Annotated in this window: 14 protein-coding genes and 4 tRNA genes; 3 read left to right on the top strand and 15 right to left on the bottom strand. The window is 70.9% G+C overall.

Going from position 1 to position 14626, the window contains the following annotated elements; genetic code table 11:
* Nucleotides 1–123 (bottom strand): GTP-binding protein (locus tag VKV57_07960; protein ID HLW59844.1); only part of this gene is annotated, 123 nt, incomplete at its 3' end.
* Between the two features lie 98 nt (nucleotides 124–221).
* Nucleotides 222–297, bottom strand: a tRNA-Thr gene (locus tag VKV57_07955).
* Nucleotides 298–525: 228 nt separating this feature from the next.
* On the opposite strand from VKV57_07955, the gene VKV57_07950 reads away from it, so the two are divergent.
* A complete protein-coding gene (locus tag VKV57_07950; GenBank protein ID HLW59843.1) occupies nucleotides 526–1830 on the top strand; it encodes a tetratricopeptide repeat protein in 1305 nt (434 codons plus the stop codon).
* Here the strand turns inward: VKV57_07950 and VKV57_07945 are convergent.
* From VKV57_07945 to VKV57_07930, 4 genes are all read right to left on the bottom strand, one after another.
* Complete coding sequence (locus tag VKV57_07945; GenBank protein ID HLW59842.1) at nucleotides 1827–2906, bottom strand: S-adenosylmethionine:tRNA ribosyltransferase-isomerase; 1080 nt, start codon at nucleotides 2904–2906, stop codon at nucleotides 1827–1829. The two genes, VKV57_07950 and VKV57_07945, sit on opposite strands and share 4 nt — an antisense overlap.
* Nucleotides 2903–3760 (bottom strand): SDR family oxidoreductase, encoded by an 858-nt coding sequence (locus tag VKV57_07940; protein ID HLW59841.1) that lies wholly within the window; start codon nucleotides 3758–3760, stop codon nucleotides 2903–2905. Before VKV57_07940 ends, VKV57_07945 begins: the two co-directional genes overlap by 4 nt.
* A gap of 67 nt (nucleotides 3761–3827) precedes the next feature.
* Nucleotides 3828–4448 (bottom strand): response regulator transcription factor, encoded by a 621-nt coding sequence (locus tag VKV57_07935; protein HLW59840.1) that lies wholly within the window; start codon nucleotides 4446–4448, stop codon nucleotides 3828–3830.
* Nucleotides 4445–5659 carry a GAF domain-containing sensor histidine kinase gene (locus VKV57_07930; protein ID HLW59839.1) on the bottom strand — a complete coding sequence of 405 codons (1215 nt, stop codon included), beginning with the start codon at nucleotides 5657–5659 and terminating at the stop codon, nucleotides 4445–4447. Before VKV57_07930 ends, VKV57_07935 begins: the two co-directional genes overlap by 4 nt.
* Nucleotides 5660–5880: 221 nt before the next feature.
* Here VKV57_07930 and VKV57_07925 point away from each other — a divergent pair, with 221 nt between their 5' ends.
* Together VKV57_07925 and VKV57_07920 are read left to right on the top strand one after the other, a co-directional pair.
* A complete protein-coding gene (locus VKV57_07925; GenBank protein ID HLW59838.1) occupies nucleotides 5881–6903 on the top strand; it encodes a trypsin-like peptidase domain-containing protein in 1023 nt (340 codons plus the stop codon).
* Nucleotides 6896–7471 (top strand): NADPH-dependent FMN reductase, encoded by a 576-nt coding sequence (locus VKV57_07920; GenBank protein ID HLW59837.1) that lies wholly within the window; start codon nucleotides 6896–6898, stop codon nucleotides 7469–7471. Before VKV57_07925 ends, VKV57_07920 begins: the two co-directional genes overlap by 8 nt.
* A 48-nt stretch (nucleotides 7472–7519) precedes the next feature.
* Here the strand turns inward: VKV57_07920 and VKV57_07915 are convergent, their stop codons facing one another.
* The 9 genes from VKV57_07915 to VKV57_07875 form a co-directional block, all read right to left on the bottom strand.
* The gene (locus tag VKV57_07915) at nucleotides 7520–8341 is read right to left on the bottom strand and encodes a serine protease (protein HLW59836.1); all 822 of its coding nucleotides are present in this window, start codon (nucleotides 8339–8341) and stop codon (nucleotides 7520–7522) included.
* Between the two features lie 211 nt (nucleotides 8342–8552).
* A tRNA-Leu gene (locus VKV57_07910) sits at nucleotides 8553–8640 on the bottom strand.
* 99 nt (nucleotides 8641–8739) lie between these two features.
* A tRNA-Cys gene (locus tag VKV57_07905) sits at nucleotides 8740–8814 on the bottom strand.
* A 13-nt stretch (nucleotides 8815–8827) separates the two neighbouring features.
* Nucleotides 8828–8902 (bottom strand) — tRNA-Gly (locus VKV57_07900).
* Nucleotides 8903–8969: 67 nt separating this feature from the next.
* Complete coding sequence (gene folE / locus VKV57_07895; GenBank protein HLW59835.1) at nucleotides 8970–9593, bottom strand: GTP cyclohydrolase I FolE; 624 nt, start codon at nucleotides 9591–9593, stop codon at nucleotides 8970–8972.
* A complete protein-coding gene (gene folP, locus VKV57_07890) occupies nucleotides 9580–10755 on the bottom strand; it encodes a dihydropteroate synthase (protein HLW59834.1) in 1176 nt (391 codons plus the stop codon). The genes folE and folP overlap by 14 nt, the downstream gene beginning before the upstream one ends.
* Nucleotides 10756–10852: 97 nt before the next feature.
* Nucleotides 10853–12769: an excinuclease ABC subunit UvrC gene (gene uvrC / locus VKV57_07885; protein HLW59833.1), complete on the bottom strand. Its 1917-nt coding sequence runs from the start codon at nucleotides 12767–12769 to the stop codon at nucleotides 10853–10855.
* 42 nt (nucleotides 12770–12811) lie between these two features.
* Nucleotides 12812–13588: an aldolase/citrate lyase family protein gene (locus tag VKV57_07880; GenBank protein HLW59832.1), complete on the bottom strand. Its 777-nt coding sequence runs from the start codon at nucleotides 13586–13588 to the stop codon at nucleotides 12812–12814.
* A gap of 17 nt (nucleotides 13589–13605) precedes the next feature.
* Nucleotides 13606–14622: a C-terminal binding protein gene (locus tag VKV57_07875; protein HLW59831.1), complete on the bottom strand. Its 1017-nt coding sequence runs from the start codon at nucleotides 14620–14622 to the stop codon at nucleotides 13606–13608.
* Nucleotides 14623–14626 lie beyond the last annotated feature (4 nt).

Genomic DNA, 14626 nt, shown 5'->3' with positions numbered 1-14626 from the left:
CTTCCCCATGCTCGCCAGCACGCCCGTGATCGCCGCCGTCAGCGTCGTCTTCCCGTGATCCACGTGCCCGATCGTCCCCACATTCACGTGCGGCTTCGTCCGATCGAACTTCGCCTTCGCCATCCCCCTGCCTCCCCGATCCCACAGATCAGGATGCCCCGCCGCCTCCGCCCACCATCATCCCGGACGGGAAAGTGGGGACGACGCGGAAGGGGCTGGTCTGGAGCCCACGACCGGATTCGAACCGGTGACCTTGTCCTTACCAAGGACACGCTCTGCCGCCTGAGCTACGTGGGCTCACGCGCAGATTGATTATAACAACCCCGGGGGGGGTGTCAACCGACGACGGCGATCGGCGTCGGCATACGGAGTGATGCCGCCGCGGCCTGCGCGGTGCCGTGCCGACACGCCAGAGCCGCCCGAGACCCCGAACGCCGGGGCGGCCGCGACGACGAGCAGGAGTTTGCCCCAACCTGACAAAAATAATCGTCCGCATCTAGTGGCGCTAACCATGGTGGGGTCGCAGTGGCATCGTTGGGCGAGCGCATCAGATCACGACGCAGGGCGCTGGGGCTCACCCAGTCTCAACTCGGGGGAACCGAGCTGACCAAGGGGTTCATCAGCCTGGTCGAGAAGGGGCGCGCAAATCCGTCGATCGACACCCTCCGACTGCTGGCGCGCCGCCTGGCGACGCCGATCGGCTACTTTCTGGAAGACAGCGCTCAGCTCAGCGAGGATGCGGCCCGGGTCGACGTCCGGGCCGCGCGCGTGATACTCGCGCAAGGAGATGTGTCCGAGGCGCAAGAGCGGTTCTCCGCCGCGCTGTCCTCGGCGCAGCAGCGACACGACGCCGAGGTGGAGTTGGACTGTCGGATCGGGCTGGCCGCGGCCCTGGTGGGCCTCAAGGAGTTTGACTCGGCCGAAGACCAGCTCCGCCGCAGCCGCGAGCTGACCGAGTCGGCGGGAACGGAGCAGCAGCTGGCCCGAATCGAGTGTCTGCTGGGCCACGTCGAGGCCGCCCGCGGGAACCTCTCGGCCGCCCGCGACCACCTGCTCAGCGGGTACCGGCTGCTGTCGGAGCACGGCTGTCCGGATCTCTCCTTGGTCGGAGACCTCCTCTGCTCACTGGGTCAGGCCGCGGCGGCGAGCGGTGACCGGACCGAAGCCTCCCGCTGGTTCCGCGAGGCCGTGACCCTCTTGGGGCCGATCGGGGATCTCGAGCGGATCGGGGGAACGCACGCGCGGCTGGGAGCGGCCGCGCGCGACCGGACGGCGACCCATGTGGCGGTCGGGCATCTCGCCCGCGCGGAGCACGCGTATGAGGGACTGGCGGGCCTGCGCCTCCTGGCCCAGGCCCAGGGCAGCTTGGGCACGATGCTGTTGGAGGACGGCCACGCCGCCGAGGCGATCGTGCGGCTGGAGGACGCCCTGCGCGGCGCCGAGCGGACCGGGGACGATGCCCTTCGCGCCCGGAGCTTCGTGAGCCTGGCGCAGGCGCTCATGGGCACGGGCGCATTTTCCCGCGCCGAACAGGCGTTGTCCGAAGCGGAGCGACTCACCCGCGCGAAGCGGGACGGGGCGCAGGCGGCGCGGATCGAATTGGCCAAGGCCCAACTGCTGCGTCGGACCGGCCATCCGACCGAGGCGCTGACGTCGTATCGTCAGGCCATCACGTCGTTCGAGCGCCTCGGCACCGGCCCCGACCTCGCCCGAGCCTGCAACGAGCTCGGCGAACTCCTCATCGAACAGCAGCGGCCGTCGGAGGCCGCTCCCTATCTCGCGCGGGCCCTGCAGGAGCTGAACTCGCACCGATCCCCCCCGCGGGCCTAAGGGCCGCGGACATCCCCCGGGCGCCGACCGCCGTCGGCGGGCAGGGGCGAGAGGATGAGGTGCAGGTCCCCGAACTCGTGCCAGAGATATCCTCGCCCCAGCGCGGCCCGGTAAGCGCGCTCCAGGTGCGGCCGGCCGGCAATCGCTTCGAGCATCGCCCAATGCGAAGCGCGGGGCTCGTGGAAACCCGTGAGCACCCCGTCGATCGTGCGCACCCCCCGCTCGGGGGTGATGACAAGGTCGGTCCAGCCCCGTGAGGCGATCACCCGCCCCCCCTCATCGACGGCGCTCTCCAGCGCCCGCACCACCGTCGTGCCGACCGCGATGATCCGGCCGCCCGCCGTCCGCGCGGCATCAATCGCCGCGGCCGTGGCGGCTGGAACGGTGTAGAACTCGTCGTAGGGCGGCTCGCCCCGTTCCAGGCTGGCGACGCCCGTATGGAGCACCAGCCTCGCCAGCCCGATCCCGCGATCCCGCAACCGGGCCAGGACCGCCGGGGTGAACGCCCGGCCCGCCGAGGGCATCTCCGCCGATCCAGGCGTATCGGCGTACACCGTCTGGTACATCTCAAGCGGCCACTCGCCGCGGACGTATGGATACGCGATCGGGCGCCCCCACCGATGCAGGTACGGAATAACCGGGCCGCCCAGGTTCAGCTGAGCGACCCACAGTCGCCTGGAGCGGCGGTAGGCGACGAGGAGGGTCGCCTGCCCTCCGCCCGGGAGTGAGAGCCGCTCGCCCGGCGACACCTCCCCCACCCGCGGCTCCACCACCCAGAGGTCGCCCGGGAGCCGTGTCGAGAGGTGCAGCGCCATGCGCCGCCCGTCGCCGCGGACCGCGCTCAGCGCCGCCGGCAGCGTCGCGGACGTATTGACGACGATGAGATCTCCGCGACGCAACAGATCGGGAAGATCCGCGAACCGCCCGTGGCTGATCGCCTCCGGGTGCCGGGAGGATGTCATCAGCCGGACCCGGTCGCGGGCCAGCCCACGCGCCTCGGGAGGCTCGTGCGCCTCGAGCGCCGGGGGAACGGTGAACGCAACGCGCAGTCCGTGGGTGGCGGCCGTGGAGGTCATCGTCCCGCGCGCTCCGCGGAGACGGGATCGCCCCGTTCGCCCGCCGGGATCCAGGTGCGCAGATCGAATCGGCCAAACGGTGCGCGCTCCCGCTCCACGACCTGAACGAGGCGGGCGGCCGATTCCTCGGGACCCGGAAGGTGCGAGAGATCGACCCCGGGCTCGGCGTCCCGGTGCATCTGCGTGTCCATGTCGCCGGGGTCGACGACGAACACGCTGATCGCGCTCCCGGCGAGCTCCGCGGCCAGCGTGCGCGAGAGATGCTCGAGCGCGGCCTTGCTGGCGCCGTACCCCCCCCACCCCGGATAGGCCTGCACCCCGGCGTCCGAGGTGATGTTGACGATGGCCCCGCGTCCCGCCGCCTTCATCAACGGCAGGACGAGCTGGATGAGGTCCAGCGGGGCCGCCGCGTTGACGCGAAAGATCCCTTCCAGTTCGTCCGAGGGGAGCACGGCCAGAGACGGCATCGGCGTGGGGCCGAGTGTCGAGGCGTTGTTGATCAGGACGTCGATCCCCCCAAACCGCGCCACCCCCGCCGCGACCAACCGCGCGGCGTGCGCCCGATCCGCCACATCGCCCGGCAGCGCCACGACCTCGGTCAGCGACCCCGCCGCGTCGGCGATCTCCGCCAACGCCGCTGCGCCGCGCGCCGTCAAAACGAGCCGGGCCCCCCGCAGAGCTAACCGCCGGACCACCGCGGCGCCCAGCCCGCGGGAGGCCCCGGTGATCAACGCGACCCGTCCATTCAACTCCATGGCGATCGACCCCCGGGTGTGTCCTGCCTCCAGTGTGCGGCAGACACCGCGTGCCCCGCATCCGGCGATGGACCGGGCCGCCGCCGGTGGAACGGGCACGTCGCGACCCGTCCGGGCGGACAGGTCCCGAGGGCATTATGGGAGGACGGCCCGGGGAAACCCGTCCTTAGAGCAGCCCCCGCTGGGCGGCCAGGGCAATTGCCTGGGCGCGGTTCTCGGCCCCCAGCTTGTTGAAGATAGACGTCATGTGGAACTTCACCGTGCGCTCGGTGATACTGAGCTGCCGGGCGATCTGCTTATTGGACATGCCTTGAGCGACGAGCCGCAACACCTGTCGCTCCCGGCCGCTGAGCGCTCCGGGCCGTCGGGGATCGTTCAGCCGCGCGACGACCCACGAGGCCACCCGCGGCGTGAGATACGACCCGCCTTCCGCCACGGACCGAATCGCGAGCGCGATCTCGGAGGCGGGGGCGCCCTTTAGAAGATAGCCGCCGGCCCCGGCCCGGATCGCGCCCAGGACCCGCTCCTCGGTGTCGTACGCGGTGAGGACGATCACCCGGGGATGCGAGGCCGCCGCCGCGAGCAGCGGGATCGCGTCGATGCCGTTCGTCCCGGGCATCTCGAGATCGAGCAGGACGACGTCGGGCCGGGCGGCGGCGGCGGCAGCCAGCGCCTCATCCGCCGACCCCACCGCCCCCACCACCTCGAAGTCTCGGGCGTCCTCGAGGACGGCCGCCAGCCCCTCGCGCACGACCGGGTGATCGTCCACGATGAGGATGCGGATCATCTCGTTGCCTGTCCTACCGGGACCGAAACCTCGACCGCCGTTCCCCGCCCGGGGCGACTGCCGACGCGCAGCGTCCCCCCCAGCAGTCTCGCCCGTTCGCGCATCCCCACGATCCCGAAGCCCCCGGGCGACGCGCCGGGGAGGAACCCCTGCCCGTCGTCCCGGATGGTGAGACGCACGCGCCCCCCGCGCCGCCGCAGCGCGACCCGCACCTCTTCGGCCCGGGCGTGCCGGCGGACGTTGGCGAGCGCCTCCTGGGCGATCCGAAGCATCTCGGCCTCGACCCGGTCGGGCAGAGGATCGGCCACCGCCGCGCGGACGCGGACGCGCACCCCGGTCTCCGAGGTGAAGCGGCGCCCCAGGGCGACGAGGGCGTCCCCGAGAGGCGTGTCGGCGAGTGGGGCCGCCCGGAGATCGAGCACGGACCGCCGGGCCTCCTCCAGGCTCTCCCGCGATACGTCCAGCGCCCGCTGCAGCCGCTCCCGCGCCCGCGCCGGGCTCCCGTCGAGGGACGCCATCGCCCCCTCCAGGTGGAGCGCGATGGCGGTCAGCCCCTGCGCCAGCGTGTCGTGGATCTCGCGGGCGATCCGAGCGCGCTCCCGGGTGCGCGCCAGACGCGCGCTCTCCTCCGCCAGCCGGGCCCGCTCGATGGCGATGCCCACCTGATATGCGATCGTTGAGAGCAGGCGCAGTTCGCCGGGGGAGAGCCGCCGCCACGACGGGCCCGTCACGTTCATGATGCCGAGGGGCTTCTTCTGGAAGTAGAGCGGGATGCTGGCGTGGTTCCGCAGCCCCTGGGTGAGATGCACCGCCTTCTTCTTCACCGCCGCACGGAGCCGGCTGCACTCGATGACATCGATGTTCTTGGGGGTGAGGTCTCCCGACCGAAATTCTTCGATGCACCAACACGAGGCCCCGGTCATCCGCACCGGCTCCTGCAGGTAGGGCGGCAGATTCTGCGCCGCGGCGCTGTAGAACTGCTGCGTGTCGGGATCGAGCAGCCACACCCATCCGGTGCGGAGCCCGAGGAGGCTGGCCACGAGGCGGAGCGTGCGCTCGAGCGCCTGCTGCACGTCGGGAGAACGGTTCAGCGCCTCGGCGATCGCGTTCAGGACCTTCAGCTCGTCGACCGGCCGGGTGGAGGGAGCATCGGCTCCCGCACGCTCGGAGCGCGCCGATCTCGAGGTCCGCCGTTCGCGTGTGTGCGCCATTCCCGATCCGGTCCTCCAAGGACGACCCGGACGCGCCGGGGTCGCCGCCGCGCAAGACGCCCGCGCCCATCGTACGATCGGGCGGCCCACCCGACGACGGCAGAAGAGACGGGCGCCCTCCTGGTCGTTCGGACAGGAGGCGCGGGCGCCCTGCACACGCGCGGGGAATATGACGTCACCGCATGGCGTTCAACCGGCATGACCACGGAGGAGGGACCGACGTGCGCACTCTGCCAGTGCTCTCGGAGATCGATCTCGACCAGCGTTCAACCCACCCCGACGACGGGGCCGCGCTTGACGCGTACTCGCAGGCGGTGGTTCGCGCCGTGGACCGGGTGGGACCATCGGTGGTCAGCCTCGGGATGGCCCGACCCGCCCCGGAGCGGCTCCGCCGGCGGGGCATGCCCGAGCTTCGAGGCGCGGGAAGCGGCGTGATCATTGCCCCCGACGGATACGTGCTGACCAACAGCCACGTCGTGCGCTCCGCGCAGCGGATCGAGGCCCGGCTTCAAGACGGGCGCGTCCTGCCGGCGCACCCGGTGGGCGAGGACCCGTACAGCGACCTGGCGGTCATCCGGCTGCCCGAGGGCGGCCTCCCCGTGGCCGACCTGGGCGAGTCCGCGGGGCTACGGGTCGGCCAGCTCGTGGTGGCGGTCGGCAACCCGCTGGGGTTCCAGGCGACGGTGACCGCGGGCGTGATCAGCGCCCTCGGACGCACCCTGCGCGCCGAAACGGGACGGCTGATCGAGAACGTCATTCAGACCGACGCCGCGCTCAACCCCGGAAACTCCGGAGGCCCGCTGGCCGACTCGCGCGGGAGGGTCATCGGCATCAACACCGCGGTCATCGCCGGATCACAGGGGATTTGCTTCGCGATTCCGGTGAGCACCGCCAAGTGGGTCGCCGCGCAACTGATCCGGGACGGGCGCGTACGCCGAGCGCACCTCGGCATTTTGGCGCAGGCCGTCCCGCTGGACCGCCGCGTCGCCGTCGCCCTCCGCCTCGAGGCCGCCACGGCCGTTCGGGTGACGGAGGTCCACCCCGACACCGCCGCGGCCGCCTCCGGCATCCGGCCGGGCGATCTCATCGTCAGGATCGGCGACCTGCCGGTCGCCACCCTCGACGATCTGGTGGCGGCGCTGGGCCGCCATCCCATCGGCACCACCCTGCAGATCCACCTCGTCCGGGGAGGGACACCGCTGACGCTGGAAGCCCGGCCGACGGAGCTGCCCCAGGATGCGTGACGTCACGTCTCCCCCCCTCCGCGTCCTCGGCATCCCGGGGAGCCTGCGTCGTGGTTCCTATAATCGCGGGCTCTTGGAGGCGGCGCAGGGGGTCGTCCCGAGCGGGATGAGCCTCGAGATCACCGACCTGACGCCGATCCCCCTCTACAACGCGGATGTTGAGGCCCAGGGGTTCCCACCGTCCGTGGCCGCATTTCGCGTGGCCATCGCGGCCGCCGACGCTCTGCTGATCGCGACCCCCGAGTACAACTACTCGGTCCCGGGGGTGCTGAAGAACGCGATCGACTGGGCGTCCCGCCCTCCCGACACGCCCCTCCGCCGCAAACCGATCGCGCTGATGGGCGCCTCGGCCGGCGCAATGGGAACGGTCCGCGCCCAGCTCTCCCTCCGCCAGACGCTCCTGAACACGGAGTCCTTCGTGCTGCTCAAGCCGGAGCTGTACGTGGCGACCGCGCGGGAGCGATTCGACGGGGACGGCCGCCTCATCGATGAGGCCGTCCGCGAACGGATCCGGCTACTCCTCGCGGCGCTGGCGGAGTGGGTCGATCGGATCGGTCCCCGATCGTAGGATCAACGCCGAGCCGGACCGACGGCGCAAGCGAAGCACCCCGAGAGTCTAACGAGCCGGCGCCCCCAAGGCGGAACTGCTGATCGCGGTGCCGGCCGCGGGGTTCGTCGCGCTGTGCCATGCCCACATCCCGACGACCCGGTTTCGCGAGTCGAGCACGGGCGATCCGCTGTGCCCCGGTTCCGTGGCCAGGGTGAACGTCGCGTCGAACACCAGCGTTCCCCCGGCGATCGTCATCGATCCATCCACGGTGCCCTGCGCCGACCACCCGTGGGGAATCGGTGAGGCGCTCCGCCCGAACCCGAACACCCGGATGCGCTCGCCCGGAGCGGGATCTCCCCCCAGCGTGAGCGCGGGAAAGGACGGCATCGCCCCCCGGTGGGCCACCACGGGCGCGCCGCCGCCGAACACCAACTGATCGAAGGGAACCTCGGGGGCCGAAAGCCGAATCGTCGCCACGTCGCGCGTCATCGGCACCCCCGCGGCCCTGCGATCGGTAGGGTCATACGGGAGGGGATCGGCGGAGAGGATGCGGACGCCGTAGAACTCCCCGTTCACGATGGCGAGCAGCCGATGGCCGGCCGGATCCAGGTAGGCGGGATACACGACGTGGCTGGTGGTGAGGGCCGTCCCATCCGGAGCGATGAAGAACCCGGTGCCGGAGGTGGTGATGCGGTACTGATCGGGCCCGTTCCCCCCCACCCGCTGCATCACGATCAGTTCGAACACGCTGAGGGAGGCGGACTCCTGCGCGCCGAGGATCCCGCTCGGCAGAAGGCCCAGCGCGGCGACGACGACCAGCGGGACCAAGGCGAACCGCGCCGTCCGGACCCACGGTCTGAGATGTTCGAAGAACGATCGTCGCTGCACGGTTCAGTTGTAAATCGAACGAAGGGGGGACTCCATCATGCGGGCGGATGATCCGGCCTGTCGAACGCATGGCCAAATCTCATCCGTTCGATCCGAGCGACGTGGAGTTTCCGGGGATTGGATGGGACTTCTATGGAAGTTTGAGAACGGCGGCCCGGCGATTCCTCCAAGAATCCCGCGACCCTACGTGCGTCCACGATCAACCCGCGCTTGGTGGGCGAGGTGGGACTCGAACCCACACGACCTTTCAGGCCAGCGGATTTTAAGTCCGCCTCGTCTGCCGGTTCCGACACTCGCCCGGGGATAGGTTCGCGCAGACCCCGTAAGCCCCTGCCTTCGGCGGGCCTATCTGGGCGGCCCGGAGCGGCACACACCCCGTAGAGGCATTTGGAACGGCGTGGAGGCGACGGGCGGATTCGAACCGCCGAATGGGGGTTTTGCAGACCCCTGCCTTGCCACTTGGCTACGTCGCCGGGAGTGGAGGCCTGGAGCGGGAGATGGGACTTGAACCCACGGCCTTCTCCTTGGCAAGGAGACGCTCTACCTCTGAGCTACTCCCGCTTACGCCCTGCATTATACCAAAAACGACGCCGGCAAGGGGGTCGAGTTTGCGAGTTTGCGCCTCAATTCAGCCAGCGGACCGTCCCAGCAGCGAGAGGAACTCCGCTCGGGTGCTGGGGTTTTCGCGGAAGATCCCCCGGGTGGCCGAGGTCACGACCCGGCTTCCGGGCTTCTTCACCCCCCGCATCGTCATGCAGAAATGGGTGGCCTCGATCACGACGGCCGCCCCGCGGGCGCGCAGCCCCTCCATCAGGAGGTCGGCGACCTGCGAGGTCAGCCGCTCCTGCACCTGCGGCCGGCGGGCGAGCATCTCCACGAGACGCGCAATCTTGCTGATCCCCACGATCCGTCCGTTCGGGATGTACCCGGCGTGGGCGACCCCGGTGAACGGCATGAGGTGGTGTTCGCACATCCCGGAAAAGGGGATGTCCTTCACCACGACCATCTCTTTGTGCTTCTCTTCGTCGAAGCCGATCGTCAGCAGATCGATCGGGTGCGCGCCGATGCCGGAGAACAACTCCTCGTACATGTCGGCGATCCGCCGCGGCGTGCCGACAAGCCCCTCCCGCTCGGGAGACTCGCCGATCGCCCGGAGGATCGCGAGCACGGCCCGTTCGATCGCCGGCTTGTCCACCCCGGTCCGCCCGGGCTTCCCGCGGAGCGCGCCGCTGCGCCCGTTACCCCTGACCACGCTTCGTCACCTCCACCGCGGGCCGTTCGGGGGCTCCGCTCCCCTCGCCGAGATGCAGCACGGCGTGCATCATCCGGGCGAGTCGGGCCATGAACCGGACATCGTGCGTGCGAACAAAGTGGGCGCCCTGCGCCAGCCCGTAGGCGACCGCGGCGGCGGTGCCCTCCAGGAGTTCCTCGAAGGGCAGCGCGAGCAGGTCGCGGATGTAGTTTTTCCGTGACGTCGCCAGATAGAGCGGATATCCCAGGCCGCGAAATTCCCCGAACCGGCGGAGGATCTCGACGTCGTGCTGGGGAGCCTTCCCGAAGCTGAACCCCGGGTCCACCACCACCCGCGCGCGGGGCACCCCGGCCGCCCGCGCGGCGTCCGTCTGCGCCTCCAGGAACGTGTACACCTCGTCGACCACCTCTCCGTACTGGGGGGACAGCTGGCGGACCTTGGGCCGACCCAGGATGTGCATCACGACCAGCGCCGCCCCCCGCTGCGCCGCCACCTCCGCCACGCGCACATCGGCGAGCCCGCTGATGTCGTTGATCATCACCGCCCCGGCCCCGACGGCCCGCGCCGCCACCTCGGGCTTGTAGGTATCCACGCTCACCGGGACCGCGAGCCGCGCCGCGAGCGCCTCGATCAGCGGCACCACGCGCCGGCACTCCTCATCCGCATCCACCGGCGGCCCCGGGCGCGCCGTCTCCCCGCCCACCTCGATCAGATCGGCGCCTTCCCCCACCATCTCGTCCGCGCGGGCCAGCGCCTCCGGCAGGCTGAAATACCGACCCCGATCGTAGAACGAGTCGGGGGTGGCGTTCAATATCCCGACGATCAGGGGCCGCTCCAAGGAGAACGTCCGGCCGCAGGCCTCGAGGGCTCGCGGGGGGTGTCGGAAGCGATCGAGCGCCGCGGCCGCGGCCGCCCCGACCTCACCCTCGCCGCCGAAAGCGGCAAACGACGACGCGGTTCCCCGAAGGACCGCATCGCTCCGCCGTCGGTCAATCCACAGGCCGGCCCGGCGCGCCGCCTCCTCGGCCTGGGGGGAAGGGAGTCCGCCGATCCTGACCGCGTATGCCCCGCCGTCCGACCCCCCCGGCGGCGCGGGCCAGGAGACCACGCGCGCGCGGATCGGCGCGCGATCGTCTCGTGGTGTTGCGGTGCGAGGGCTCACGGCAGCGCGTATAACGCCGTTGTGCCGGGGAGGATTCCGCGGAACGGTCCGCGCGCGCCGCTCCGCCGGGGGCGGGGGCGACGCGCCGGTGCCGGTCTCACGGGACGGGGTGATCCTCGAGGTAGCGGTGGATCCGCTCGGCCACCTTTGGGCCGATGCCCTCCACGGCCGCGATCTCCTCGGCGCTGGCCGCCCGAATGGCGCGCACCGAGCCGAAGTGACGGATCAAGGCACGCTTCCGCTGCTCCCCCACCCCGGCGATCTCGTCGAGCGCGGAAAAGACGATCCGGCGGCCCCTCAGCTTCTGATGGTAGGTGTTGGCGAAGCGGTGCGCCTCGTCCCGCAGGCGCTGCAGCAGCTGCAGTCCCGGGGACTCGCGGGGCAGCACGAGCGGCTCGCTGAGGCCCCGCACGTACACCAACTCCTGCTGCTTCGCCAGCCCCACCGCCGGGATGGCCTGGTTGTACTCGAACAACACCTCCAGGGCGGCGTTGAGCTGGCCGCGGCCACCGTCGAGCACAATGAGGTCGGGCAGCGCCGCCCACTTCACCGGGATCGGCTCGTCGCGATCCAGCCGCTCCTGCTCCTTGCGGGCCTGCGCGAACCGCCGGCGGAGCACCTCCTGCATCATCGCCGGATCATCGGGACCTTCGGTGTGCTTCATCCGAAACCGGCGGTAGTCGCGGTTCTTCAGCCGCCCGCCCTCGGCGACCACGAGCGAAGCCACGGCTTCCCCGCCCTGGAAGTTGCTGATGTCGTAACACTCGATCCGCACCGGGGGCGCCTCCAGGCGGAGGAGGTGCTGGAGATCCCCCACCCCCGGCCCGATCGTGTCGCCCGTGCGGGCCTTCTCCTGAGCCAGGTGCAACGCCGCGTTCTCGCGGGCCATCGCCACCAGCCGGACCCGCTCCCCGCGCTGCGGGGTCGCCAGCTCCACCCGCGCGCCGCGGCGTTCAGCCAGCCACTTCTCGATCACCTCCTGATCGGGCACCGGCTCGGGGAGGAGAATCTGCGGGGGAATGGTGGTCGCCGCCTCGTAGTACTGGGGCAGGAAGGCGCGCAGCGCCTCCGCGGTCGCGACCCCCCGGGTGCCCTGCAGCATGAAGTGCTCCTGCCCGACCACCCGGCCCCCCCGGACGAAGAAGATCTGCACGCAGCCCATGTCGCCGTCCTGGGCGAGCGCGAGGATGTCGCGGTCCTCGCCGCCCTCGGAGATCATCCGCTGCTTCTCGCCGAGCGCCTCCAGGCTTCGGATCTGATCCCGCAGTTGCGCCGCGCGCTCGAAATTCGTCGCGTCGGCGGCCGCCTGCATCTCGCGGCGCAGGTCGTGCAGCAGATCCTCCTGCTTCCCCTCCAGGAACGCGGTCGCCTGGCGCACCTGATCGGCGTACTGCGCCCGGCTGGCCCCCCAGGCCACGCACGGGGCGCTGCACTGGCCGATGTAGTAATCGAGGCACGGTCGGGGCAGATCTCCGGCGATCTCCAGGGTGCAGGTGCGCAGCTTGAACAACCGGCGCATCAGCCGGATCGTGCGGCCGACCAGTTTCGGCTCGTGGTAGGGGTAGGGCCCGAAGTACTTTCCGCCGTCGCGCGTCACCTTCCGGGTCATGACGATCTTCGGAAACGGATCGTTCGTCAGCTTGAGGTACGGGTAGGCTTTGTCGTCCGCCAGGCGGACGTTGTACCAGGGGTGGTGACGCTTGATGAGCGTGGCCTCGAGGATGAGGGCCTCCACCTCGTTGGCGCAGACGATCGTCTCGATATCCCGGATCTTCGAGATCAGGTGCAGAATCCGTGGGCTGTCCGTGTGGCCGGCCTGGAAGTACTGGCGAACGCGCGAGCGCAGGACCGAGGCCTTCCCGACGTAGAGCACCTTTCCCCCGCCGTCCTTCATCAGGTAGACGCCGGGCTGCGCGGGGAGAGCCCGGAGCTTCTCGGCAAGGCCGTCCGACACCCCCGGCTCCGCGGCGGCGGCCGGCTGCGCGTTCCCCTCCTCGGCGGTGGGCTGGGTCATCGTGGGTCCATTATACCGGACACCCCTGCGGGGCCGCCGCCCCTACCGCGGGTTCGGGCGAAGCGCCTCCACGGCCTGCCGGCCGGCGCCGACGAGCAGCCGGGCGTCGTTCGCGTACATGAGGAGACGCATGCCGATGTCGCGACCGTGCTGGACGACGTTGATATCCGACGGGTGGATCCCGGCGGCGATGTGGTGGCGGGCGGCCACGTCGACGACGTGCCGGTAGGCTTCCTGCATCGTCGGGTGCAGCAGCTGCCCCGGCACCCCCAGCGAGATGCTGAGATCGGTGGGCCCGATCAGCAGGACGTCGATCCCGGGCACCCCCGCGATCTCGTCCAGGTGATCGAGGCACCGCCGGCTCTCCACCTGGGCCATGATCATTGTCTCGGCGTTGGACCAGGCAATCGCATCGGGCACCGAGGCGCCGGTGTAGTCGGTGACCGCGGCCCGCAGGCCGAACCCGCGCTCTCCCGCCGGTGGGTATTTCGCGCAGCGGACGATCCGCCCGGCGTCGTCGGCCGTTTCGACGTGCGGCACCATCAGGCCCAGCACCCCCGTGTCGAGGGTGCGGGCGATGAACGGGTAGGCGATGTCGGGGACGCGGACCAGCGGCACGATCCCCGCGTTGCGCGCGCCCCGGCCGATCCGCTGGAGGGTTTCATAGCTCGCCGATCCGTGTTCGGTGTCGATCACCAGGAAGTCGAAGCCCGCCGCCGCCAGGATATAGGCGATCTCCTCGGATCGCATCTCCGAGACCATCGTCCCGATCGCCGTCCCGCCCTCCGCCAGCCGGGCCTTGACCGCGTTCTTCGTCATCCCATCCCCTCCCGGCCTCACCGGTGCGCCCGGGCCGCGGCCAGACGGCACCCCGGCTGGTCACGCACCGCGGGGTTCGCCAGATACGTCGGCCACTCGCCGCGCAGGTACTGGATCAGCTGCCGGCTGACCTTGCCGGCCAGGTCATCCAGCGCCTCCACGGTGGTGGAGGCGTAGTGGGGCGTGAGCACGACGGTGTCCATCTGAAAGAGCGGGTGATCCTTGGCCGGAGGTTCGGTCCACAGCACGTCGAGGCCGGCCCCGGCGAGACGGCCGGAACGCAGCGCGGCGATCAGGGCGTCCTCGTCGACGACCTTCCCCCGCGAGGTGTTGATCAGGATCGCCCCCGCCTTCATCGCCGCGAACTGCGCGCGGCCGATCAGCCCCCGGGTGTCGGCGGTGAGGGGGGTGTGGCAGGAGACGACGTCCGCGCGCGCGAGGAGCGCCTCCAGCGGGACCTTCTCGACCCCCCGCTCGGCCATCGCGGCATCGTCGACGTACGGATCGTAGGCGAGCAGCCGAAAGCCGAAGGGTTTGGCGCGGTCCGCCACCATCCGGGCGATGTGCCCGAAGCCGACGAGCCCCATCGTCTGACCGCGGAGGCGGTGCATCGGCAGCAGGGCGCTCGGCGTCCACGAGCCGCCCCGCACGTGCCGGTCCGCGGAGCACACCTTGCGGGCGACCGCCAGAAGCAGGGTCAGCGCGGTATCCGCGACCTCGTCGTAGCAGAAGTCGGGAACGTGGGCCACGCACACCCCCTGACGGGTCGCACCGGGAATGTCCACCGTGTCGAGGCCGATCCCGGTGCGAACCAGGCCGACCAGCGCCGGGGCCGCGGCGCACAGCGCCTCCGGGATCTGGGCTTGCGAGACGACGAGCGCGTATGCCTCGCGCGCCGCGGCGATCCGGTCGGCCTCGTCACGGCAGGCCACCTTCCGGATCACTCCCCCCGCCGCGCCGATCCCGCGCTCGTCGAGGGAAAACCGCGGCCCGGTCTCGCCCTCCGTCCACATCACGACCTTCATCGCTCCCATCAGC

The organism is bacterium (assembly GCA_035307765.1).
Lineage (GTDB): Bacteria > Sysuimicrobiota > Sysuimicrobiia > Sysuimicrobiales > Segetimicrobiaceae > Segetimicrobium.
This window is presented reverse-complemented; position numbering and strand designations above follow the sequence as displayed.